This is a genomic window from Streptomyces mesophilus, from assembly GCF_040300965.1.
In the GTDB taxonomy this organism is placed as follows: Bacteria; Actinomycetota; Actinomycetes; order Streptomycetales; family Streptomycetaceae; genus Streptomyces; species Streptomyces mesophilus_A.
Map to the genome: position 1 here is coordinate 1 of NZ_JBEPEW010000076.1, position 22,728 is coordinate 22,728.

General features: G+C 68.3%; 21 protein-coding genes. 11 read left to right on the top strand and 10 right to left on the bottom strand.

All coding sequences use genetic code 11. The features are described 5' to 3' along the window. Nucleotides 1-299 precede the first annotated feature (299 nt). Complete coding sequence (locus ABT367_RS24485; protein WP_352255233.1) at nt 300-1,736, bottom strand: regulator; 1,437 nt, start codon at nt 1,734-1,736, stop codon at nt 300-302. Between the two features lie 387 nt (nt 1,737-2,123). On the opposite strand from ABT367_RS24485, the gene lipB reads away from it, so the two are divergent. The 4 genes from lipB to ABT367_RS24505 all read left to right on the top strand — a co-directional run bounded on the left by lipB (nt 2,124) and on the right by ABT367_RS24505 (nt 5,301). Beyond that, nucleotides 2,124-2,918: a lipoyl(octanoyl) transferase LipB gene (gene lipB / locus ABT367_RS24490; RefSeq protein WP_352255234.1), complete on the top strand. Its 795-nt coding sequence runs from the start codon at nt 2,124-2,126 to the stop codon at nt 2,916-2,918. A gap of 226 nt (nt 2,919-3,144) precedes the next feature. Beyond that, complete coding sequence (gene lipA, locus ABT367_RS24495; RefSeq protein ID WP_352255235.1) at nt 3,145-4,110, top strand: lipoyl synthase; 966 nt, start codon at nt 3,145-3,147, stop codon at nt 4,108-4,110. A gap of 255 nt (nt 4,111-4,365) precedes the next feature. After that, nucleotides 4,366-4,569 (top strand): SCO2195 family GlnR-regulated protein, encoded by a 204-nt coding sequence (locus ABT367_RS24500; RefSeq protein ID WP_165336255.1) that lies wholly within the window; start codon nt 4,366-4,368, stop codon nt 4,567-4,569. A 30-nt stretch (nt 4,570-4,599) separates the two neighbouring features. Next, nucleotides 4,600-5,301, top strand: coding sequence for a DUF4191 domain-containing protein (locus ABT367_RS24505; RefSeq protein ID WP_352255236.1), 702 nt, complete (start codon nt 4,600-4,602; stop codon nt 5,299-5,301). Between the two features lie 123 nt (nt 5,302-5,424). Here ABT367_RS24505 and ABT367_RS24510 read toward each other — a convergent pair whose 3' ends face one another. Next, nucleotides 5,425-5,892, bottom strand: coding sequence for an RDD family protein (locus ABT367_RS24510; protein ID WP_352255237.1), 468 nt, complete (start codon nt 5,890-5,892; stop codon nt 5,425-5,427). Nucleotides 5,893-6,128: 236 nt separating this feature from the next. Between ABT367_RS24510 and glnA the strand changes: the two genes are divergently transcribed. After that, complete coding sequence (gene glnA, locus ABT367_RS24515; RefSeq protein ID WP_199550001.1) at nt 6,129-7,538, top strand: type I glutamate--ammonia ligase; 1,410 nt, start codon at nt 6,129-6,131, stop codon at nt 7,536-7,538. 21 nt (nt 7,539-7,559) lie between these two features. Here glnA and ABT367_RS24520 read toward each other — a convergent pair whose 3' ends face one another. Together ABT367_RS24520 and ABT367_RS24525 are read right to left on the bottom strand one after the other, a co-directional pair. Next, the gene (locus ABT367_RS24520) at nt 7,560-8,660 is read right to left on the bottom strand and encodes a tyrosine-type recombinase/integrase (protein WP_352255238.1); all 1,101 of its coding nucleotides are present in this window, start codon (nt 8,658-8,660) and stop codon (nt 7,560-7,562) included. Next, a complete protein-coding gene (locus ABT367_RS24525; protein ID WP_352255239.1) occupies nt 8,623-9,093 on the bottom strand; it encodes a helix-turn-helix domain-containing protein in 471 nt (156 codons plus the stop codon). The genes ABT367_RS24520 and ABT367_RS24525 overlap by 38 nt, the downstream gene beginning before the upstream one ends. A 92-nt stretch (nt 9,094-9,185) precedes the next feature. Between ABT367_RS24525 and ABT367_RS24530 the strand changes: the two genes are divergently transcribed. From ABT367_RS24530 to ABT367_RS24555, 6 genes are all read left to right on the top strand, one after another. Next, nucleotides 9,186-9,404, top strand: coding sequence for a helix-turn-helix domain-containing protein (locus ABT367_RS24530; protein WP_352255240.1), 219 nt, complete (start codon nt 9,186-9,188; stop codon nt 9,402-9,404). 295 nt (nt 9,405-9,699) lie between these two features. Then, nucleotides 9,700-12,012 carry a DUF3987 domain-containing protein gene (locus ABT367_RS24535; RefSeq protein ID WP_352255241.1) on the top strand — a complete coding sequence of 771 codons (2,313 nt, stop codon included), beginning with the start codon at nt 9,700-9,702 and terminating at the stop codon, nt 12,010-12,012. Beyond that, on the top strand, nt 12,009-12,248 hold the full coding sequence (locus ABT367_RS24540; protein WP_352255242.1) for a hypothetical protein: 240 nt from the start codon (nt 12,009-12,011) through the stop codon (nt 12,246-12,248). The genes ABT367_RS24535 and ABT367_RS24540 overlap by 4 nt, the downstream gene beginning before the upstream one ends. Nucleotides 12,249-12,250: 2 nt before the next feature. Next, nucleotides 12,251-12,829 carry a hypothetical protein gene (locus tag ABT367_RS24545; RefSeq protein ID WP_352255243.1) on the top strand — a complete coding sequence of 193 codons (579 nt, stop codon included), beginning with the start codon at nt 12,251-12,253 and terminating at the stop codon, nt 12,827-12,829. Next, nucleotides 12,829-13,638 carry a hypothetical protein gene (locus ABT367_RS24550; RefSeq protein ID WP_352255244.1) on the top strand — a complete coding sequence of 270 codons (810 nt, stop codon included), beginning with the start codon at nt 12,829-12,831 and terminating at the stop codon, nt 13,636-13,638. Before ABT367_RS24545 ends, ABT367_RS24550 begins: the two co-directional genes overlap by 1 nt. A gap of 363 nt (nt 13,639-14,001) precedes the next feature. Beyond that, nucleotides 14,002-18,186, top strand: coding sequence for a hypothetical protein (locus ABT367_RS24555; protein WP_352255245.1), 4,185 nt, complete (start codon nt 14,002-14,004; stop codon nt 18,184-18,186). A gap of 491 nt (nt 18,187-18,677) precedes the next feature. Here the strand turns inward: ABT367_RS24555 and ABT367_RS24560 are convergent, their stop codons facing one another. The 6 genes from ABT367_RS24560 to ABT367_RS24585 form a co-directional block, all read right to left on the bottom strand. After that, nucleotides 18,678-19,520 (bottom strand): helix-turn-helix domain-containing protein, encoded by an 843-nt coding sequence (locus ABT367_RS24560; RefSeq protein WP_352255246.1) that lies wholly within the window; start codon nt 19,518-19,520, stop codon nt 18,678-18,680. Continuing rightward, a complete protein-coding gene (locus tag ABT367_RS24565; RefSeq protein WP_352255247.1) occupies nt 19,517-20,053 on the bottom strand; it encodes a DUF6879 family protein in 537 nt (178 codons plus the stop codon). The genes ABT367_RS24560 and ABT367_RS24565 overlap by 4 nt, the downstream gene beginning before the upstream one ends. Before the next feature lie 2 nt (nt 20,054-20,055). Continuing rightward, a complete protein-coding gene (locus ABT367_RS24570; RefSeq protein WP_352255248.1) occupies nt 20,056-20,259 on the bottom strand; it encodes a hypothetical protein in 204 nt (67 codons plus the stop codon). An 882-nt stretch (nt 20,260-21,141) separates the two neighbouring features. Then, on the bottom strand, nt 21,142-21,906 hold the full coding sequence (locus ABT367_RS24575) for a hypothetical protein (RefSeq protein ID WP_352255249.1): 765 nt from the start codon (nt 21,904-21,906) through the stop codon (nt 21,142-21,144). Further along, entirely contained in the window at nt 21,903-22,268 is a 366-nt protein-coding gene (locus tag ABT367_RS24580) for a hypothetical protein (protein WP_352255250.1), read from the bottom strand. Before ABT367_RS24580 ends, ABT367_RS24575 begins: the two co-directional genes overlap by 4 nt. Then, the gene (locus ABT367_RS24585; protein WP_352255251.1) at nt 22,265-22,621 is read right to left on the bottom strand and encodes a DUF6907 domain-containing protein; all 357 of its coding nucleotides are present in this window, start codon (nt 22,619-22,621) and stop codon (nt 22,265-22,267) included. The genes ABT367_RS24580 and ABT367_RS24585 overlap by 4 nt, the downstream gene beginning before the upstream one ends. Nucleotides 22,622-22,728 lie beyond the last annotated feature (107 nt).

Consider the following 22,728-nt stretch of genomic DNA (forward strand, 5'->3'; position numbering starts at 1 on the left):
TGCATTGTCATTCGGGCACTCCCGACGTTGGCGGCGTCCCTTCGCGGGAACGGTGCCATTGCCCGAATGAGCAAGCACCCCACCCCGGCCCCCACCCACGACGAAACCCCAGGCGCAAACGAACCGGCAGAAAGCCGCACACGAAACCCCGCACGAAACCGCACGCGCAAACGAACCGGCCGCCAGAAGCACACGAAGCAGAACCCATCACGGCAGGGGGCCTGGGGGCGCAAGCCACCAGCGGGGGCCCGGGGGCGGAGCCCCCGTGACGGTAACTAGCGGAGCCCCCGTGACGGTAACTATCCGAGTGCCGCCACCCGATCCCGATACCCCCGCACCGGAGTCGCGTCGCGGTACGGCTCCAGGCGACGCTCGAAGTCCCGCACATACTCGACCGCCCGAGCCGACCGCATCTCCGAGGCCTGCTGCGCCGCCTCCGCCCCCAACGCACAGGCCTGGTCCAGCTCCCCGAGCCCCAGCCGCGCCGTGGCGAGCACCACCCGGCAGAACAGCCGCGACCGCGCGAACCCAGGGGCCCGTAACTGCAGCGAGCGCTCCGCATTCTGCGCCGAGGCACGGAACTGCTGCAGATCCCGGTGACAGTGCCCGAACTCGTCCGCCAGCTGCGCCTCGTCGAAGAACCGCGCCCAGTAAGGCACTTCATCCCCCGGCCGCGCCCCGTCGAGCGCCCTCTCCGCCCGCACAAGCGAGGCCGTGCACGCCCGCACATCCCCCAACACCCCGTGCCCACGCGCCTCGACCGAGTGCAGCAGCGCCTGCACGACGGGCGGCGCGGACGACCCGATGCCCTGCTGGGCGACGCGCGCCAGCTGCACCGCCTCGCGCCCGTGCCCGAGATAGACGGCCTGCCGGCTCATCGTCACCAGGACGTACGAGCCGTACGCCCGGTCGCCCGCCGCCTGCGAGAGCCGCAGCGCCTGCACGAAGTAGCGCTGCGCCAGGCCATGGGCCGCGATGTCGTACGAGGTCCAGCCGGCGAGCCGGGTCAGATCGGCCGCCGCGGCGAACAGGCGCCGGCCCGCGGCCTCGCTGTACGTGCCGCGCAGCATGGGTTCCGCCTCGTGCTCCAGGTATCGCACCAGGGCCTGGCGGGCGTGGCCGCCGCCGTAGGCGTGGTCAAGGGCGCGGAAGAGTTCGCCGACGGAGCGTAAGGCCGCGATATCGCCACCGGTGACCTTCTGGCCGGGGCCGCGCTCGGTCTGCTGCCGCTGCCGCGGGACGCCGGCCCTGCCTTGTGCGGGCACCCGCGCCTGCGCCTCTCCCCTGCCCACGCGCTCATCGGCCCGGCCGATCAGCCAGTCACGGCTGGGCACCACGAGCCCGGCCGGGGTGAACGCGATCTTCCGCAGCTCGGTATGGCTGCCGGAGTCCTTTCGCCACAGACCGCTGACGATGTCGACGGCTTCCTCGGGCGTCGCGGCGAACTCCAGGCCGGCATAGACGGGGGCACAGGCGTCGAGGCCCAGGTCCTGTGCGGTGAGGCGGCGGCCGAGGCGGCGCGTGAACACCTCGGCGATCAACGCGGGCGTGGTCCCGCGAGGCTGCTGTCCGCGCAGCCAGCGGGTCACTGAGGTCTTGTCGTAGCGCAGATCGAGGCCGTGCTCCAGGCCCAGCTGGTCGACCCTGCGGGCCAGACCGGCGTTGGAGAACCCTGCCTCTGCGATGAGCGCGGCGAGCTGGCGGTTGGGGGTGCGCTGCGGAGGTCGTTCCGTCATCAGCTCTGCGGTCTCCTGCCGATCGGGTCCTGGCGGCGGGTTCGGGTGTCGGTGTGGGCTCAACTTCGTCCGCGGAGCGGTTGTATGCCGTATGCGGTCTCGGTGTGCGCTGGGGTCCAGCCGCCGGACGGCGCGAATGTAGCGGGCGTGGCGGGGGGTGTCGGTGGGATCCCGAACCATTCATCCGATCGTGTGAGGGACCGCTTTCCGTGGGCGCGGCGGCCTGAGCCGCGACGTCCACACGACCGCCCCCGGCGCCCGCGCGCACAGGAGTCGTAAGGTTGCTGGCGGGGTGGACACGTGCAGCGTGCAGGCAAGTCGACGCCGGCCACGCGAACGTAAAACCGCGGACGCGAAAACCGCCCGCAGAAACAGGGAGGCACCGACGTGAGCGAGTTCCAGTTCGTCCGGATGGGATTCGGCGCCGACATGGTCGATTACCAGGTCGCCTGGGACGAGCAGCGCCGTGTCCACGCCGCCAGGTTCGAGGACGAGATCCCCGACACCTGTCTGCTGCTCGAGCACCCGCCCGTCTACACGGCGGGCCGCCGGACCGCTCCCGAAGAGCGCCCCCTCGATGGCACCCCGGTCATCGATGTGGACCGCGGCGGAAAGATCACCTGGCACGGACCCGGCCAGCTCGTCGGCTACCCGATCCAGAAGCTGCCGCGTCCGGTCGACGTCATCGCGCATCTGCGGCGCCTCGAGGACGCGATGATCGCGGTCTGCGCCGAGTTCGGCATCACGACCTCGCGCGTCGAGGGCCGGGCCGGTGTCTGGGTGCTCGGCGACCCGGTCGAGGACCGCCCCAGGTTCGGCGGCCTCACACTCGACTTCGACCCGCGTTCCACCGACCCCGAGTTCGACCCGCGCCTCAACGGCCCGGAGTACGCGCCGTCCAACGCGGGCCAGCGCGCGGAGGACCGCAAGATCTGCGCCATGGGCATCCGCGTCGCCAAGGGCGTCACCATGCACGGCTTCGCCCTGAACGTGAACCCGGACACCTCGAACTTCGACAAGATCATCCCCTGCGGCATCCGCGACGCGGGCGTCACCTCCCTCTCGTACGAACTCGGCCGCGAGGTCACCATCGAAGAGGTGCTCCCGGTCGCCGAGAAGCATCTGCAGCGGATCCTCGGGGACGCGGACCTGAAGCCGCGCGAGGTCGAGTCGGCCGCCTAGCGGGGTCGAGGTCGGCCGCCCATGGAGATGGAGTCGGCCGCCTGACGGGGTCGAGGTCGGCCGCCCAGCGAGGTGGAGTCGGCCGCCTGGAGACAGGCTCCTCGACCCTGGCCCCCGTACGGGGGAATGCGGGCGGGCAGCCTGAGGTTGCCCTCGACGCAAGGCCGCATAAACAACGGGCGTACCCTGGTGTACGCCGAAGAATCGAAGCTGTAGGGAGCCCGACGTGTCCGCTGTCGCACCCGACGGACGCAAGATGCTGCGCCTGGAGGTCCGGAACTCCCAGACCCCCATCGAGCGCAAGCCCGAGTGGATCAAGACCCGGGCGAAAATGGGCCCCGAGTACACGAAGATGCAGAACCTCGTGAAGGGCGAGGGCCTGCACACCGTGTGCCAGGAGGCGGGCTGTCCCAACATCTACGAGTGCTGGGAGGACCGCGAGGCCACGTTCCTCATCGGCGGCGACCAGTGCACGCGGCGCTGCGACTTCTGCCAGATCGACACCGGCAAGCCCGAGGCGCTCGACCGTGACGAGCCCCGCCGCGTCGGCGAGTCCGTGGTCACCATGGACCTGAACTACGCCACCATCACCGGCGTCGCCCGCGACGACCTGGAGGACGGCGGCGCCTGGCTGTACGCCGAGACGGTCCGCCAGATCCACCAGCAGACCGCCGAGCGCGCCGACGGCCGTACCAAGGTCGAGCTGCTCGCCCCCGACTTCAACGCGGTCCCGGAGCTCCTCAAGGAGGTCTTCGAGTCCCGTCCCGAGGTCTTCGCGCACAACGTCGAGACCGTGCCGCGGATCTTCAAGCGCATCCGCCCCGGCTTCCGCTACGAGCGCTCGCTCGGCGTGATCACCGCGGCCCGCGACTTCGGCCTCGTCACCAAGTCCAACCTGATCCTCGGCATGGGCGAGACCCGTGAAGAGGTCAGCGAGGCGCTGCAGCAGCTGCACGACGCGGGTTGCGACCTGATCACGATCACGCAGTACCTGCGCCCGTCGGTGCGCCACCACCCCGTCGAGCGCTGGGTGAAGCCGCACGAGTTCGTGGAGCTCAAGGAGGAGGCCGAGGAGATCGGCTTCGCCGGTGTCATGTCCGGACCGCTGGTCCGCTCCTCGTACCGCGCCGGCCGGCTGCACCAGATGGCGATCGAGAAGCGTGGCGCGTTCATCGCGTCGCAGGCCGTCTGAGTCCCTTGCCGCACCCCGCGAGCTTGTGATTTCGCGCACAAGACCCTACTCGCGCGTAATGGCGTGAAGACGCGGCCCGTACGATCCCCGCAGGCAGGGGCTGCGTACGGGCCGCGTCAGGTTTTTGACCAGCCACATCAAGGCTTCATTGGTGTTTGACCGGCCGGTCACGCACTGGTAACACCAATCAGTGAGCCTGGGCTTACGCCGCGTAGAAGGCCCACTGCCGCACCTGATCCGAGGGGGACCACCGACATGCAGGCCGCGCCCGTACGCGCCACCGCCATCCCGTCCGTGACCGACGCCCTGCGCGTCATGGAGACGCTGCTGCTCGGCAGCGGACAGCGCACCGCCCGCCGCAATGCCTGGACGTCCGTGCTCGAGGACCGGCGCCGCGCGAAGGACCGCGTGGAGGCTCAGCAGGTCCTGGAAGCGGCTGTCGCAGCCCGCACGTCGTAGTCCCAACGAAGGACACGTAAACTTCCCAGCATGGCGAGGAAGGACGACGCAGCGAGCGCTGCGAACCCGGGGCGACTCAAGCAGATCGCTCTCACTTACAAAATGACCCGACGGGCCGATTCGAAGATCGGTCTGATCATTGCCGCAGTGGGAATCGTCACCTTCGGTGTCTTCCTCGGAATCGGCTTCTTGATCGGACACCCGATCTATCTCGGCATCCTGGGCTTCGTGCTCGCCTTCCTTGCGATGGCGATCGTCTTCGGGCGCCGGGCCGAGCGGGCCGCATTCGGACAGATGGAGGGCCAGCCCGGTGCGGCTGCCGCCGTTCTGGACAATGTGGGCCGCGGCTGGTCGACGACTCCCGCGGTCGCGATGAACCGCAGTCAGGACGTGGTCCACCGGGCGGTGGGCAAGGCCGGCATCGTACTGATCGCCGAGGGCAACCCGAACCGGGTCAAGTCCCTGCTCGCCGCCGAGAAGAAGAAGATGGCGCGCGTCGTGTCGGACGTGCCCGTGCACGACTTCATCGTGGGCAACGGCGAGGGCGAGGTCCCGCTCAAGAAGCTGCGCACCACGATGCTCAAGCTCCCCCGCGTCCTGTCCGGTCCGCAGGTCACCACGACCAACGACCGGCTGCGCGCGATGGGCGACCTGATGAAGAACATGCCGATCCCGAAGGGTCCGATGCCGAAGGGCATGCGGATGCCGCGCGGTGGCCAGAACGGCCGCTGATTCTCCCTCGTATACGTGAACGGGGCGCCCGGACTTTCCGGGCGCCCCGTTCTTACGTCTGCGATGTGGAAGCAGGCCTTGACCAGCGACGTGGGGATCGGATCCTGACCCCCGACGGGCGGCTCAGATCCTGACCTGGACCGCGCGCGACAGCCGGTCGTGCAGGCCGCGGCCGTCACGGTCCCAGATGAGGGCCGGGATCGCGAGGCAGAGCAGGATGCTGCGGACGACCACGCGGCCGATGCCGAGCCGCCGGCCGCCCTCGGCGACCACCCGGAGGCCGAGGATGCGCTTGCCCGGGGTGGAACCGACGGTTGTGACGGTGAGGATGCTCATCACCAGGAGGACGAGCACGGCCCAGTTGCCGGCGGCCTGGGTGTCACCCTGCGCGAGCAGGCCGTATGCGATCACCATGCACAGGGCCCAGTCGATGAGGAGCGCGGCGATCCTGCGGCCGGGGCGCGCGATCGAGCCGGGGCCGTGCTCGGGCAGGCCCAACTGCTCGCCGCGGTAGCCGAACTCGACGCCCATGTCCTCGGCGGTCTGCCGCGGTCCCGACAGCCACGATCCGATTGCTTGCCTGTTGTCCACGGGTCCACGGTACTGCGCCCCGTTTCGTACGGGACCGGGCGGGTGCCTTCTGCCGTGGCGCCGGCGGCCGGTGAGACGGCCGTCACCTCCGGGCCGGTTAACTTGGGCGAAACAAATGGGTCATGCTTGAGAAATCCCCCGTCCTTATGGTCGGGTCCAGCGTGTGCCACCGCACTGGCCGCACCGACAGCGAGACAGCCCCGGCTCCACCCCGGACCGGGAGTAGGAGGAGCTGGATGTTCCAGAACGCCGACGACGCCAAGAAGTTCATCGCAGACGAGGACGTGAAGTTCGTCGACGTCCGCTTCTGCGACCTGCCGGGTGTGATGCAGCACTTCACGGTGCCGGCGTCGGTGTTCGACCCGGACGAGGAGCTGGCCTTCGACGGTTCGTCGATCCGCGGCTTCCAGGCCATCCACGAGTCCGACATGGCGCTGCGCGCGGACCTGTCGACCGCCCGGGTCGACCCCTTCCGCCGCGACAAGACGCTGAACGTCAACTTCTTCATCCACGACCCGATCACGGGCGAGCAGTACTCCCGTGACCCGCGCAACGTGGCGAAGAAGGCCGAGGCCTACCTCGCCTCCACCGGTATCGCCGACACCGCGTACTTCGGCCCCGAGGCCGAGTTCTACATCTTCGACTCGGTGCGCTTCGAGACCTCCGCCAACAAGTCGGTCTACGAGATCGACTCCGAGGCGGGCGCCTGGAACACCGGCGCGGTCGAGAACAACCGCGGCTACAAGGTCCGTTACAAGGGCGGCTACTTCCCGGCCCCGCCGGTCGACCACTTCGCCGACCTGCGCGCCGAGATCTCCCTGGAGCTGGAGCGGTCCGGCCTGCAGGTCGAGCGTCAGCACCACGAGGTGGGCACCGCCGGCCAGGCCGAGATCAACTACAAGTTCAACACGCTGCTCGCCGCGGCCGACGACCTGATGCTCTTCAAGTACATCGTGAAGAACGTCGCGTGGCGCAACAACAAGACCGCGACCTTCATGCCGAAGCCGATCTTCGGTGACAACGGTTCGGGGATGCACGTCCACCAGTCCCTGTGGACCGGCGGCCAGCCGCTCTTCTACGACGAGGCCGGTTACGCGGGTCTGTCGGACACCGCCCGCTACTACATCGGCGGCATCCTGAAGCACGCCCCGTCGCTGCTCGCCTTCACGAACCCGACGGTGAACTCGTACCACCGCCTGGTCCCCGGCTTCGAGGCCCCGGTCAACCTGGTCTACTCGCAGCGCAACCGCTCGGCGGCCATGCGTATCCCGATCACGGGCTCGAACCCGAAGGCCAAGCGCGTCGAGTTCCGCGCGCCGGACCCGTCCTCGAACCCGTACCTGGCCTTCTCGGCCCTGCTGCTCGCGGGCCTCGACGGCGTCAAGAACAAGATCGAGCCGGCCGAGCCGATCGACAAGGACCTCTACGAGCTGGCCCCCGAGGAGCACGCGGGCGTCCCGCAGGTCCCGACCTCGCTCCCGGCGGTCCTCGACGCGCTCGAGGCGGACCACGAGTACCTGCTTGCGGGCGGCGTCTTCACGCCGGACCTGATCGAGACGTGGATCGACTACAAGCGCACGAACGAGATCGCCCCGATCCAGCTGCGTCCGCACCCGCACGAGTTCGAGCTGTACTTCGACATCTAAAGATCAACAGGGCTCTAAGCTCTAGGTTCGCGCTGCGGACCCTCTGCCAGTCCGCAGAGGGTCCGCAGTTTTGTTGATCAAGGTACCCATGGTTCGCTCGACTGCGGCCCTCGTCGACTCGTCGGAGTCCGGCCAGAGGTGACTGTATGTGTTGAGGGTGGTCGTTGCGCTGGAGTGCCGTAGCCGGTGCTGCACGACCTTCACGTCTGCCCCGCTCGCGATCAGCATGGACGCGTAGAAGTGCCTGAGGTCATGAAAGCGAAAGGCCTCAGGCAGACCCGCCACTTTCTTGCGGATCCGTCGCATGTGCCGCTCGATCTTCCACGGCCCCAACTGTGCGCCCCCATCGTCCGCGGCCACCCATCCGTCCGTCCGTCCGTCGAGAAGGCGCTTCAACTCCCCCACGAACACGTCCGGGATCGGCACAGCCGTCATGCTCATCTCGGTCTTCAACGGCTCGGCCGGATACTGCATGGCGGGGTTGATGACTCTGGCGTCGAGGTCGACATCGACCACCCGCAGGCCGCACACCTCAGCCGTGCGGAGGCCGGCGAACGCGCCGAGGAGCAACGGCAACCGGTACTTCTCATCAGCCGTCTCGTACAGGGCCCAGAGCTGAGCCTCGGTGGCCACGTAGGGCCGAGGCTTGCCCGCCCCCGGCGTCGTGCGCCGGCCGCACGGATTCGAGGGCACCTTCCTGGCGCCAACAGCGTCGGTCATGATCTGTGACAGCCGGTTGTGCAGCGCGAAGCAGTAGGAGGGTTTGAGCCCTTCTCGCTTGAGCTTCGCAGTCCAGCGTTTCACCGCATGCTCATCGACCGCGACCAGTGGAAGCGGCCCGAACTCCTTGCGGATGCGGGCAATGTGTACGCGAGCCTGTCGCTCGGTCGATTCCCGATGCGCGTAGGTCTCCAGCCACGCGTCACACCACTGATCCATGGTCATCTTCTGACTCTTCGGATCCACGTAGTTCCCAGTGACAAGCGCGGCCGTCACCTCGTCGAGCCAACGCTCAGCGTCGACCTTCCGCGCGAAGTGCTTCGCGTGCTCCTTACCGGCCAGATCCCGGTACCGCGCCCGCCACTTACCGTTCGGCCGCTTCGCTATGTTCTTGCTCGCCATTGACGCCCTTCCTGGTCACCCGTTCAAGTGCCAAAAGCTCCCGCTCGAGCGCGTCCTTCCGGTCCCGCACTCGCGGGAGTTCCTGCTGAGTCGAGGCGAAGGCAGCCATGAGCTGGACCTCTCGCTGATGCAACTCGTTGATCTCGTCTCGCACTTGCCCAGCCCTGCGCTCAAGTTCCGAGGGCGACATGCGGACTGGGACCGGGTTCAACAGAGGGTCAAGTTCCAGGTTCAACACCTCGGCGAGCGCCGCCACTTCGGCCAAGGGAACGGGACGCTGCGCAGCCTCAATCCGGCTCACGGCCAGGGCAGACACGTCCTTCCCAAGTGCCTGGCCAAACCGCTTCGCAAGTTCAGCCTGTGTCCACATCCGGTTCTCTCGCGCCTTCCGGACTGTCCCGCCGAAGACCTGCGCAAACTCCTCAACTGTCATGTCGCGACAGTACCGATATCGACAGCAGAGATCAACGCTGCTAGCGTGAGCCATCATCACGCGATAGTTCGACTATCGGGAGGAGATCACGCATGTCTGAGTCTCTGCTCCAGAAGCAGATCAGGCAGTACCTGACCACCGCCGAAGTCGCCGAGCGCTACAGGACCGCCGCAAGCACGGTCCGGTACTGGCGGCACATCGGTTACATCCCAGGCGGTGTCAAACGGGGCCGGAAGGTTCTCTACGACGTCACGGTGCTCGACGCGTGGGACGCGGAGCAGTCGGAGGCCGGAGGTCGGCGAGCGGCATGACCATGAACGCAGAAACGCCCCGGGGGCTGACCGGGGCGTTTCCAGAAGACTCCGCGGCGGGCGGTAAGTCCGCTGCCACCGTAGCGCAGGGAGACCCGCCCCGTGTAGCGGGTCGGCTCGACACATACCGGTCTCGCTCCTCGCGTTGGCACCGGCAGGTGAAGGTCGACAAGTGCCCGCGCTGCGGGCACCCCCACCTTCACCGCGCACCGCTCCCGCTCGTGCGCTCCGTCCTCAAGACCGCCCCGTGCGGCCTCGTGTACGTCGTCGCCCTCCGCGTGCCGGCGGTGGTCGCATGAGCGCATACGGGCGCGTCATCGAGGCACTGCAGCAGCACGGCAGCAAGGGCCGCGGAACGGCCTGGCAGTGCGTTGCGCACGAAGACCGGGCACCGTCCCTGTCCGTCACGAACGGCAATAAGGGCGTGCTCATCAACTGCCACGCCGGATGCGCCACAGAGGACGTGGTCGACGCACTCGGCCTGTCCATGCCCGACCTGTTCGACGAGGCACAGGAGAAGCGGGAGCGGCCCCGAGTTGTCGCCGAGTACCCGTACTGCGACGAGCAGGGCGAACTGCTCATGACCGTAAAGCGGATGGAGCCCGGCTACGACGGGGAGCGCAAGACGTTCCGCCAGTACCGGCCAGACGGCACCCCAGGCGTGAAGGGCATCCGACGCGTCCTCTACCGACTCCCCGACGTCCTCCGGCAGGCGCAGGCCGGCGAGATTGTGGTCGTGGTCGAGGGCGAGAAGGACGTTGAGTCCCTCGCAGCCAAGGGCGTCATCGCCACATGCAATGTGGGCGGCGCGGGCAAGTGGAGCGACGACTACACGGCCGCCCTGCGCGGCGCCAAGGAAGTGGTCGTCATCGCCGACCGCGACGAGCCCGGACGCAAGCACGCTGCGACTGTCGCCGACTCCGTGAAGCGCGCCGGTATCCCAGTGCGGGTGCTGGAGCCTGCCCGCGGCAAGGACATGACGGACCACATCACGGCGGGGCTCAACTTCGATGACCTCGTAGCCCAGGAAACGCATCCCACAAATCCCAGAAACGCGGATGGCGCCCACGATCTGGACCCCGATAGCCATTCTGGGATTTCTGGGACGCGAATCCCGGAGACGGACTGGGACGAGCCCATCCCCGTCGAGGCCCGTCCGTTGCCGCCGTTCCCGACGGGGCACCTTGGGAAGCTCGGCGAGTTCGTCCAGGCCGCCGCCGCCTCTCTGCAGGTGCCGGAAGACCTGATGGCGTTCTCCTGCCTGGCGGTCGTGTCCACAGCCACGGGCGGACGCCTGCGGGTGAACGTCAAAGCGGACTGGCGGGAGTCGACTGCCCTCTACCTGGCGGCCCTGGCCGACTCCTCCGAGAAGAAGACGCCGACGCTGAACCTCGCGGCCTACCCGCTGCGCGAAGCCGAGGCACAGCTGATCGAGGCTGCACGACCGGGCATCGAGGCCAAGGCTCAAGAGATCCGCATCACGCAGGGCAGGATGTCCAAGGCGGAGCAGAAGGCCACCGGGGACAAGCCTGACGATGCCCTGGCCGACGCCGAAGCAGCACGCGAGAAGCTGCTGGAGCTCGGCGACCCGCCCGACCTGCCGCGGATTCTGATCCGTGACGCCACGCTCGAAGCGATCGGCAAGGTTATGTACGGGCAGGGTGGCCGTATCGGCATCCTCGCCTCCGAAGGGGGCTTGCTGAAGGTGGCAGCCGGCCTCTACGGCAGCGGCGGCCAGGCCAACACGGATCTGCTGCTCGAGGCATACAGCGGAGGCCCGTACAGCATCGACCGGACCGGCCGCGCGTCCGCCCGCATGGCCAGCACGTTCCTCGCAATCGGTCTGATCGTTCAGCCAGGCATCCTGGCCGGGATTGAGAAGAAGAACCCGGAGTTCCGGGAGAACGGCCTACTCGGCCGCTTCCTGTACTCCCGCCCCACGCCGACAGGCTCAGACACGTTCGACTCCCCAGGTATCCCCCAGGACGTATACGAGCACTACGACCAGCGGATTCGATACCTCGTCGCCGACTACTGGGGACCCACGGACTTCCGCACCATGACCCTCTCGCCCGGAGCGCTGGAGCTGTTCGCCGCCTACTACGACAACTTCGCGCGCCGCCGAATGCCCGGGGGTGACCTCCACGACATCGCCGACTGGGCAGGCAAGTTCCGCGGTCAGCTCATCCGCCTTGCAGCCATCCTCACCGTGTACGAGGACCGGAAGGCGGCTCAAATCAGCCGCGACACGATGGCTGACGTCCTCGCCATGGCCCCGTACTTCATCGCTCACGCGAAGGCCGTGTTCGACCTGATGGGCGCCAACAGCGACGGTCGGCTGACACCTCTGCGGGATCTCGTGACGTGGCTCCGGAACCGTTCCAAGCCTTCGCACGAGTTCTCTGCTCGTGACGCCTGGCAGGCACTCAAGGGGCGCCGTTGGGCCAGCGACATGGACGACATGACCGATGCCCTCAACGAGCTCGAGGACTACGGATGGATCTCGCTGATTCAGATCCCAGAAATCCCAGGAAAGCGCGGACGCAAGCCGTCCCCCAAGTACGACGTACACCCCTGGATCTACGACCCGCCCGAGGAGGCAGCATGACCAGCCAGATCACGCGGTCCGCGGCACTCGTCGTATCCGCCGCCCTCCGCGACGACGACACCAGCGTCGGCCTCATCCTCCGCACCCTGCCGCCCGACCAGGTCGCCGAGGTCGCCATCGCTTCCGTGACCGCCCTCGCCGAAATCCTCCACGACCACATCCCCCCGCACGCCATCCGCGCAGGCGTCACCGAAGCCCAACGCATCGCCCAGACCACAGCCACCGAAGGGAACTGACCATGACCCCCGAAGACATTCAGCGCCAGGTCGTCGAGTTCGAGCAGGCCCTCACCGGCCGCAAAGACCTCACCGACCACGCCAAGCGCGTAACCGCCGCCCGCAACCGCGCCGCCGCCGGCCAGAAACTGCAGCAGCTCAAGGAAACCGCCCAGCAGCAGCGCGCCGACATCCGCGCCAAAGCCGACCGCGCCCTGTACGGCAACACCGGAAGCACCGACCCCAACGCCCTGATGCTGCGCCGAGACGCCCGCGAACGCGCCGGACGCCTCACCGAACACCGCGAACTGCGCCAGGCCTTCAACGAGGCACAGCGCGACGGCGACACCGTCATGGCGCAGGCCCTCGCAGCCCGCGCCCGCGACATGTGGGCCCACGACATCGTCAGCGACTACGTGGCCAGCAACCCCACCGCGCAGCGCGCCCTCGAGGCCGAAGCCGAACTGCCCCGCGAGAACGAGAACTTCAACCTGCACGAGGCCGCGCACTACTCGCTGCCGCCCGCCACCGGCGTCCTCAACGGCATGCAGGACTGGCAGATCAACTCTCTCGCCGCCGACGACGACATCGAGGTGGCCTGATGAACACCAGCGCACCCGACAACGCCATGCGGGCCGTCGCCCGCCGAAAGCTGTCCATCCCCGCCCCTGTACGCCAGGCGGCAGCCGTCCGGGAAGCCCTCCGGCACACCATCTACAAGCCGATCCCCGAACGCCCCGGACTCCCCGGTAAGGCCGCCGACGTCGAGCAGGTCATACGCGACCACGCCCAGGCACTGCACCTGCACGACCTCACACACCGGGCCGCCACCCAGTTCAGCGACGAAGCCGACCTGCGATACGCGGCAGCCGTCGCCAACGCCGTACCCGACTGGATCACCGGCCTGCAAAAGGAGTTCACCACCCTCGTCGGCGTCATTACCGAGGCCGCGGCCCAGCTGCCCGCCGAGGTCCGGGCAGACCGGGTGAACTGGAACGACGCTGCCGTCAGCGCCCCCTACCAGCGGGCCGAAGGCGCAGCCGTGCAGCTCGACCAGCTCGTCAGCGACCGCAACGACATCGCACGAGCAGGAGGCCACGACGGCGGCACAGACAACGCCCTCTACGCCATCGCCCACCTGCCCGAGCCCACCGCAGAAGCCGTCATGGCCGGCCGGTGGAAGGAGCTGTCACCCACCCTCAACCAGTGGCGAGACCTCAAGCGTCAGCCCGTCGCACGGTGGGTGCACCTCGTCCGCTCGCCCGACGTGGCACTCAGCCTCGCCACACCAGGACAGGTGAGGGAACGCGCAGCGACGGTGCAGTCGTGGCGGGACGCCGAGGTGACCAGGCTCCACGGAGGCAGCATCACGTCGGCTCTGCACCGCGTAGAGCGCTCACTGGCAGCGTGACCCATGATCTCGGCGTCAACGGCACCTGCTCGACGCGCATGGCGAGCGGGACCCATGGTGTGCGGCCGGCTACCCCGCGGGCACCAGCGCCGAACGCCCCGACCGGGCAACCCACCTGGTCGGGGCACCCACCGAACCGGACCGCACCCTGGGGGCATACCCCCCTCCCCGCGATCTTCCCGGATCGGGCGGTATAGCAGCTGACCCTCTGTACGGGTCTGGAGGTTTTGACCCGCCCTTGGAAACCCGGGCGGGGGGTCAGTTGCTATACCGCCCGATCCGATGACATGCCAGGTGGGGGCAACCTCCCCACCCCTTTGACCTCTTGAGGCCCGCGCCACGGACTGCCAGAGAGGGGCAACCGTGGCAGCAATCTCGGTCGGCTCGGTTGAAGTCGACGTCGTACCCAACACCCGGGGAATCCGGGCCCAGTTGCAAGCCAGCCTGATTCCTGCGGCCGACCAGGTCGGCGAGGAAATGTCGCGGATCATCGGCCGGCACATCTCCACCCAGGTCGCTCAGGCGGTGAGGCGGGGCGTCACGAACGGCGCCCGCACCGCGACCCCTGCCGCTGTACGGGGCGGACAGCAGACGGGCAGTGCCTTCGCCCGCAGCATGAAGACCCGCGTCGAGGCCGCGCTGCGGGATCTGCCGGACGTGGAGTTGAACGCGGACTCCACCGAGGTCGAGCGGGAGATTCACCAGATTCGCGCCCAGCTGGCGACCTTGCGGGACGTCGAGATCGGTGTCGACATCGACGCCGGCGAGGCGATGGCCCGCATCACTCAGCTGCAGGCGCGTCTCGCGCGCTTGGCCGCGTCGGATGCGGATGTTGATGTCCGTATCGATACGGGTGCGGCGGCCGGGGAGCTGGCTGCCCTTCAGGCGCAGGTGAACCGGTTGGACGGGCAGACCGTGAAGGTCGACGTCGACGCGCGAACTGCCGCCGCCAACATGAATCTGCTGACCGCGGCTGCGCTGACGTTCGGGCCCGCGCTGCTGCCGGTGCTCCCGGTAGCCGCGGCCGGCTTGGGTGCGATCGCTGCTGCGGCTGTCGCGGCGGGTGTGGGTATCGGCGGTATCGCCCTGGTGGCTGTTCCGGCGTTCAAGCAGATCGGCACCGTTCTGCAGGCGCAGAAGGCCGCGCAGGAGGCGGCTACGAACGCGACGGCTTCGGGCGGTCAGGCTGCGGCTCAGGCCGCGTCGAGGGCGAATCAGCTTGCGTCGGCTCAGGCCGCGGTCGCCTCGGCTGAGCGGAACGGGGCGCGGCAGATCGCGCAGGCGCAGAAGGCGGTGACGGATGCCCGCCGTAATGCGGGCCAGGTGGCCGCGCAGGCGGCTCAGCGGGCGCAACAGGCGGCGCGTGCGGTTCGGGACGCCGAGGAGGAACTGGCGGATGCCCAGCGGGAAGCCAGGCGCGCTCAGGAGGATCTGACGGCGGCACGCCGCACGGCCGCTCGCGAACTGCAGGACTTGAACAGTCGGTTGGCCGGGGCGCAGCTGGACCAGCGGCAAGCGGTGTTCGATCTGCAGGACGCCGAGCGGGAGTTGCGTGCCGTCCGGGAGAAGGGCGCGCAGGCGGGAGCCGGCGAGCTGGCGAGGGCGCAGCTCAACTACGACCGTGCCAAGCAGCAGCTTGCCGATCAGACGACGGAGACGAAGCGCCTCGAGGTCGAGACGAAGGCCGCGAACAAGGCCGGCGTCGAGGGCTCGGAGACGGTGCGTGGCGCGCAGGAGCGTCTGGCGGAGGCGCAGGCGAACGTCACCGACCGCACGCAGGCTTTGCGGGACGCGCAGGACGAGCAGGCGCGCACGGCTGTCGAGAATGCGCAGCGGATCGCCGAGGCGCAGCAGCGGATCGCGGAGGCGCAGCGGGGCGTCGCCGATGCTCAGGTGCAGGCGGCGGAGCAAGCAGCGGCAGCGCAGCGGCAGTTGGAGCAGGCGCAGATGGCCGGGGCGGGCGCGGTCGACCAGGCGGCGGCTGCTCAGGCGAAGTACCGGGCGGAGCTGGCGAAGTTGACGCCGGCGGCCCGGGACACGATGGCCGCCTACGTCGGTCTGAAGGACGTGTTCGGCGAGTGGTCGAGGTCGCTTCAGCCCGCGGTGATGCCGATCTTTACCCGGGCGTTGAATGCGATGGCGCGGGCTCTTCCCGGGCTGACGCCGTTCGTGCTGGAGGCGTCCGAGGCGATCCGGGGCCTGATGGACCGGGCATCGGCGGAGCTGAAGACGCCGTTCTGGCGAGGCTTCAGGGACGACCTCGAGAAGTCCGTGAAGCCTGCCGTGACCGGCTTGGGTGTGGCGTTCGGGAACGTCTTCAAGGGGATGGCCGGCGTCGTCGGCGCGTTCCTGCCCCACATGGATTCGATCTCTCAGCGGATGCAGGATGTGACGGGCCGGTTCGCGGACTGGGCCGCGGGCCTGAAGGGTTCCCCGGAGTTTCAGCGGTTCTTGCAGTACTCGTCGGAGATGGCGCCTCGGATCGGCGAGGCCCTGGCGGCGATCGTCGGCGCGGCCATCTCGATCGGGTCGGCCCTGGCGCCGATCAGCTCGATCGTGCTGCAGGCGGTCACCACCATTGCGGATGGGGTCGCGTGGCTCGCCGACAATGCACCGTGGCTGGTGCAGGGCATCTACGGGATTGTCCTGGCGATGGGCGCCTGGCGGCTGATGATGCTGGCTTGGCGTGGCGCCATGCTCCTCGCCGCGGCGGCCCAGGCCGCTTTCACTCTGGTGACGATGTCGGGGCCGTGGGGTTGGATCATCCTTGCGGTACTCGGCGTGATTGGCATCATCACGCTGCTGTGGACGAAGTGCGAGTGGTTCCGCGACGCGGTGAAGGCCGTATGGGAGGCCATCCAGGCCGCCGCGGTCGCGGTGCGGGACTGGTTCGCCGGCCCGTTCGCCCGCTTCTGGACGCAGACGCTCCCGGCCGTGTTCCTCGCCGGATGGCACTGGATCCGGGACCACGTCCTGTACCCGATCCGGGACTTCTTCACGAAGACCATCCCCGGTTGGTGCCGGGTGCTGCGGGACCGAGCCGTCGAGGCCTGGGGCGGTTTGCGGTCCGGGCTTTCCGGCGTATGGAGCGGGATCAAGGACCGGATCCTCTACCCGATCCGCGACTTCTTCACCAAGACCATCCCCAGTTGGGGATCGGCCCTCAAGGACAAGATCGTCGGCTCGTTCGACGCGGCCCGGGCCGGAATCAAAAATGCCTGGGACAAGATCAAGGGCATTGCCAAGGCGCCAGTCCAGTTCATTGTTGACACGGTCTACAACAACGGGATCAGGCGAGTCTGGAACCTGGTGGCGGGCGCGTTCGGCGCCCCGGAGCTGGACAAGTTCACGTTCGCATCCGGCGGCATCATGCCCGGATACACCCCGGGCCGGGACGTGCACCAGTTTGTGTCGCCGACGGGCGGGGCGCTGGAGTTGTCCGGCGGCGAGGCGATCATGCGGCCCGAGTTCACCCGGGCCGTGGGCTCCGGGTTCGTCGGCAGCATGAACCAGCTCGCCCGCTCGGGTGGTTCCTCTCGGATCCGTGAGGCGCTCGCTCCGGTCCTCGGTGGCAACCCCCGCACCAATGTGGACCGTTCACTGCCCTACGCCCGTGGTGGGGTCTTGCCTACGCAGTCGTTTGCGGATGGCGGCATCTTCGGCTGGATCAAGTCCGCCGGATCTGCCGTTGCCGGTGCGGGCTCAGCCGCCTGGAACAAGATCAAGCAAGGGGCGGCCTGGTTGAAGGACACCCTCGAAGCCAGCGCCAGGGCGGGCGTCGAGAACGTCGTCGACCCGCTGCTTAAGCGCTTCCCGGGCATGGACACCGGTTTCGGGAAGATGCTCCGCAGGATCCCGACGCGCATGATCGATGCCCTGTTCGGCTACTCCAAGGAGGCCGATAAGAGGGGAGCGGGTGGCGTCGGAGGCCCGCGCATTCAGAAGGCTCTGACCTGGGCGAAGAGCCAGGCGGGCAAGAAATACCAGTGGGGCGGCAACGGCAACCCGTCGTGGGACTGCTCCGGTTTCATGTCCGCGATCGAGTCGGTGATCCGCGGGCAGAAGCCCCACCGCAGGTGGTCCACGCACGCGTTCAAGGGCGGTGCCCCTCCCGGCTGGAAGAAGAACGGGAAGAGCGCCTTCACCGTCGGCATCACCCATGCCGGCGTCGGTCACACCGCGGGCACGCTAGGCAAGACGAACGTCGAGTCGCGCGGCGGCGACGGCGTGGTCGTGGGCAAGCGGGCACACGGCTCCAACTCGATGATGTTCAGCTCGGTCTACGGGTTCGAGCCCGGCAAGTACGACAACGGCGGCATGCTGCAGCCCGGCTTCAACCTTGCCTACAACGGCACCGGGCGACCCGAGCCTGTCCTTACCGGACGGCAGTTCAACAACCTCGCCACGGCAGCCAGCAGCAGCACAGCGGGCGGCGAGTTCACGGGCGACCTCTACCTCGACAGCGGCGAGTTCCTCGGCGTTGTTCGCGGCGAGATGCGCGAGCGGGACCGCCAGTTGATCGAGGCCATCGGGGCGAGGAGGTTCTGAGCATGCGCGAGGCCCCGACCGGATCGGCGACCGGTCGGGGCCTCGTACCGTCCGAGCGGGAGCTCAGGACCGCTTCGGGCACACACGGTGCCGGTAGATGGTCTGTCCGCCGCCAGAGGCGCTGTGAATGTCGTGGGAGGTGAAGGCCTCGCCTGCCTTAATCACCTGGTGGCACTTGCCGCAGAGCTTCATCGAGGACCCGCCTTCCCACACGAGCGGCAAGCACGTGGGAACCACGACAGCCGCTGATCACCGACTTGGCACCGGCGAGCGCCGAGGTCGACAGCGGTGGCCGTCAGGAGCATCACTCCGCACCACACGCATGCGCGACCGCGTACCTGTGCCTGCGTCAGGGAGCTGATGCGAGGCAGCTGCACGGCCGCCCTTTCCCGGATCGTCGCCATGACCAGCACCGTAGGAACGAGTGCTCTGTGGTGTCGGGCCGGTTGCGCCGGATTGCGCGAGCCGCGACCGGGGTTGGGGCCGGTTGCTCAGGTTCCTGCAATCGCCCCACGAGCACGGGCGATCAGCCGGTGTGCCTGCGGTCCGTAGGCGGCGCCAGCGTCGAGCTGATCCCAGACGCGGCCGTACAGGGCGAGGTCGTCGGAAGAGTCGTACTGCAGCTCGGTGTTGATCGTCTCGACGATGACCCGCTTCTCGTCGAAGATCCAGAACCCGTGCTTCGGAGTGAGCGACAGGGGCGCGCCAAGCGGCACGATGCCGAGCTCGACCGTCGACATGCCAATCAGCCCAACGAGCCGGTCAAGCTGGCCGGCCATGACCTCACGGCCGCCGACAGCGGCGTGCAGGGCGGCCTCCCAGATCAACACGCGGAACAGCTTGCCCGGCTCGTACAACACTTCCTGACGCCGCATACGGGCTTGCACGGCCGCGTCGGTGTCTCTTGGGGAGCGCATCAGCTCGGCGTTCTGCAGGAGCAGCTGACGGGCGTAGGCGGGCGTCTGGAACAGGCCCGGGATGACGCTGGCCTCGTAGCCCCGCATGGTGACGGTGCGCCGGTACTCGACGACATACCGGTCCTGCACCGGGGTGTGCCCGGCGGCGAGTTGCCTGCGCCAGTGCCGTTGCTGAGACTCCAGGCCGCGCAACCGCGCCTGCAGCTCGGAAGCCTGGGCCGGGGCGCCGACTGCTGCGGCCCATGCCGCCAAGTCCTCGGCGGTCGCGGTCTGCCGGCCGTTCTGCAGGCGCGAGACCTTCGAGCGCTGCCAGCCGAGACGGTCAGCAAGGGTCTTACCGTCGAGGCCGGCCTCGACGCGCAGCTCACGCAGCCTCGCGCCGAGGGCCTCGCGCCCATGCTGAAAGTCGGTGCTCACACCGAGGAACGTACCCGCGCCCACACCTCTGCAGAAGGCCGTGCAGCGGCCAGTGCGGCGTCCCTGGCACGGCATGCGGCCAGCACTTCCGCAGGGTCGTCGACCAGCTCGACGCCGGTCGTCGTATCGCTCTCGTCGATGTGCATCCGCACCAGGATCCGCGAGTCGAACAACCAGAAATCGCACTCAGGCAACCCGAGTTCCTCCGCCTCTGCTCGAGGCAGGACGCAGATGTCTTCCCCCGCGGCAATGCCGCCGGCGGCCGTGGCCATCAGGAACCGCTGACCGTCGGTGGGCGGCTCGTCGACGATCCGCACCCGGGAGAACCGGGCGCCCTGCTCGGCCTTCTCGCGCACGTTCACGTTCCACGGATGCTCGGGTTCCGGCTGCGGGTCGACGCCCCGCATGAACGCCTGAAAGCGGGCGCCCGCGCGGTCACTGGCGTAGCCGCGGCGGGTCTCGAGCCGGAACGCGGTGCGCTCGAACTCGGCGAACAGGTGGGTGATCTCCGTGAAGGGGATCAGGGTGGGCACGGTCACTCCTTGGGTGCGAAGCGGGTCAGCAGCTCGCGGGGGATGACGACGAAGCCCTCGTGGTCGGCGACGTCGCGGAGCTGGTCGAGGTGCTTAGGGTCGGTGAGCTTGTCGCCCTGGACCACGATGTCACCGGTCTCGACGACCTCGTACAGGGTGGGACAGTTCCCGTGTTCGGACGTGGTGCCGATGAACCTGAGCGTCATGTCGTCTCCTCGGGCTGGGTGAAGGTCCAGCATGCTGCGGGACCCGCAGATGCGGTGTCGGGTTGCGGCAGATTGCTTCGGTCAGCGCGTAGTCGGCGGGTTGCGCGCAACTATTTCGAGCCTCCCCAGGCCAGGGAGGCAGTCAGGGAGGCGGCGGGGAGGCAGGGAGAACTCCCTAACCGCCTCCCAACTGCCTCCCTGAGGGTCTGAACTGCGGCAACACCTGTTTTTGGGAGGCAGGGAGGCAGGTTCGAGAGACCGCCTAGACCCCCCGAAACGACAGTTTCAGCGGCAGAGTGCTGCCTCCCTCCCCGGTCCACGCTAGAGGGGCCCCTCTAGCGGCCTAGAGGGGTAGTTCATGGGGTCCGACCAGCGTCCTAGAGGGGCTAGAGGGGGTGCAGCCACTCACCCTGAAACCGTCAGTGAGTGGATCGCCGCCATCCACGCAGAGCACTGCTTTCGGGCCCTTCTGACGACCTCGACGCGAGTCGTTCACTGACTCACTGATTCACTTTTCGCAGGTCACGGCCAGTGGGTCGGTCAGTGAGTGGCCAGTTGATATTCACTGATCCACAACCGGACTCACTGCCCGAGTCACTGGGTGGGTGAGGCACCCCCAGGGGCTGGGAAACGCGAAATCCGGGGGTTCTGCGGCCAGTTCAGATCCGGGTCACCAGGGTCACCAAACGGTGTTCCCGCAGGCCAACCCTGGTGACCCTGGTGGGTGAGCCTCTGGTGTTAAGTCACCAAGATCGGTGATCACCACCAAGGCCGCACCTCACGCCGAAAGCCCCGAACCGTGCCCGGTGGAGTGCGGGCGCGGGTCGGGGCGTGAGGTCGCTGGGCCGTGCCCGGTGAGAGGCGGGCACGGACCAATCAGCTCTACGAGGGGGCGAGTTGCCGCTGGATCAGCTGGGCGCGCGGCTGACCGATGGAGTACGTATCCCGCAGCTGCCGGATGCTCGGGGTACGCCCCTCGACGAGGACGTCCTCGAACTCCTTGCGGGCCAGTTCGGTCAGCTCGTCGAGCGGCTCGTCAGGTACGCCGGCGTCCTGGTGTACCTCGGTCTCGGATACGTATCCTGCGCCCGTATCCCCGCCGGGTACGCCACCCCCACTACCCCCCTTACCTGCCTGGTCAGACCCGCTACCCCTGGGCGCTACCGGGGTAAAGAGGGGCCTCGACTTGGGGGCCTTGTCGAACGGCCCGACGTAGCGGGTAGAGGGGGTGGGTAGAGGGGTGTATCCGGGCTCAGGGAGCTTTTCGAGTACGTATCCCGGTGTATCCGCAGCGACGGATACGGGGGCGGATACGGGGGCGGCGGGCGACTCTTCGCGCAGCGCGTGTACCCGCCACATGACGAGCGGGGCGATGCATGACACGGCGACGACGAGCGGCCACGACACCGGGATGATGTCGGCTGACACCAGATGGCTCAGGGCGTTGACGGTCGCCATGGCGACGACGACCGCGGCCATGTCCCGGCCGGCCCGCAGCGCCCGCAGTGCGTAGATGTCGAGGGCGGCGGGCACCGCGCCGGCCACGTACACGCCGAACCCGCAGGCTCGGGCCAGCTGGTACTCCGCGCTCGCGGTTACAACGAACGTGGCCGCGAGCGACAGCCACCCGAGGACGTCACGCTTCACGAGATACCCCCGGCACCCGGGAACGCCCGATCCACGGCCCGGTACACCGCTTGGACGCGCTCACGGGTCCACGGGTCGTAGAAGTCGGGGCGCGCCATCTCCGCCATCGCCTCGGCGCCCTCCTGCAGCTCCCGGCCGCTGCCGGCGAGGATCTGGGACTCGGCGTGATACCGGACCTCGGCGACCGTCCACGTGTCCGGGTGGCGGTCGCCGCCGTTGTACGTGCTGAGGCCCAAGTCGACGGCGGCGGCCAGCTGGTCGCGGGACACGACCGCCCGGAACTTCACCGTGAGCAGCGGCTTGTCGTAGGGGTCGGCGAGAAGGTGCTGCGTGTGCATCGGGCTTTCCACGGGCGCGCTCATCGCAGCGCCTCCTTGAGTGCGGCCAGCTGGTTGCGCATCCCCTGTAGCCGAGCCGTGAATGTCTTCAGATCCCGGATCATCTGGTCCGCGTGCTCGACGTCGAGCTGCGCATACGGCCCGTACACGTCGTGGTGGTCGAGGAGGATGCACGCCGGATCGTTGTCCTCCGGGACCTGCGGGAGAATCAACTCCGCACGCAGCGCCGGCAGAGGAGTCTGCCGGTCCGGCATCGAGCCCTTCGGCGGCTGCAGCATCAGATCGTTGCTGCGGTGAAACACGTCTTCCGGCTGCGGCCAATCGTCCTCGTGCGCGATGACGCACCATGCCGGGCACTGAACGGTCTTGACAGTCATTCGCCCACCTCCAAGGTGGTGGCACGCACGGCAAGGTGCGCGCACAAGTTGACGCCTCGGCGATCGCCCGCGCGGTTCGCGCTGAGCAGGTCGGCGAGGATGTTCTG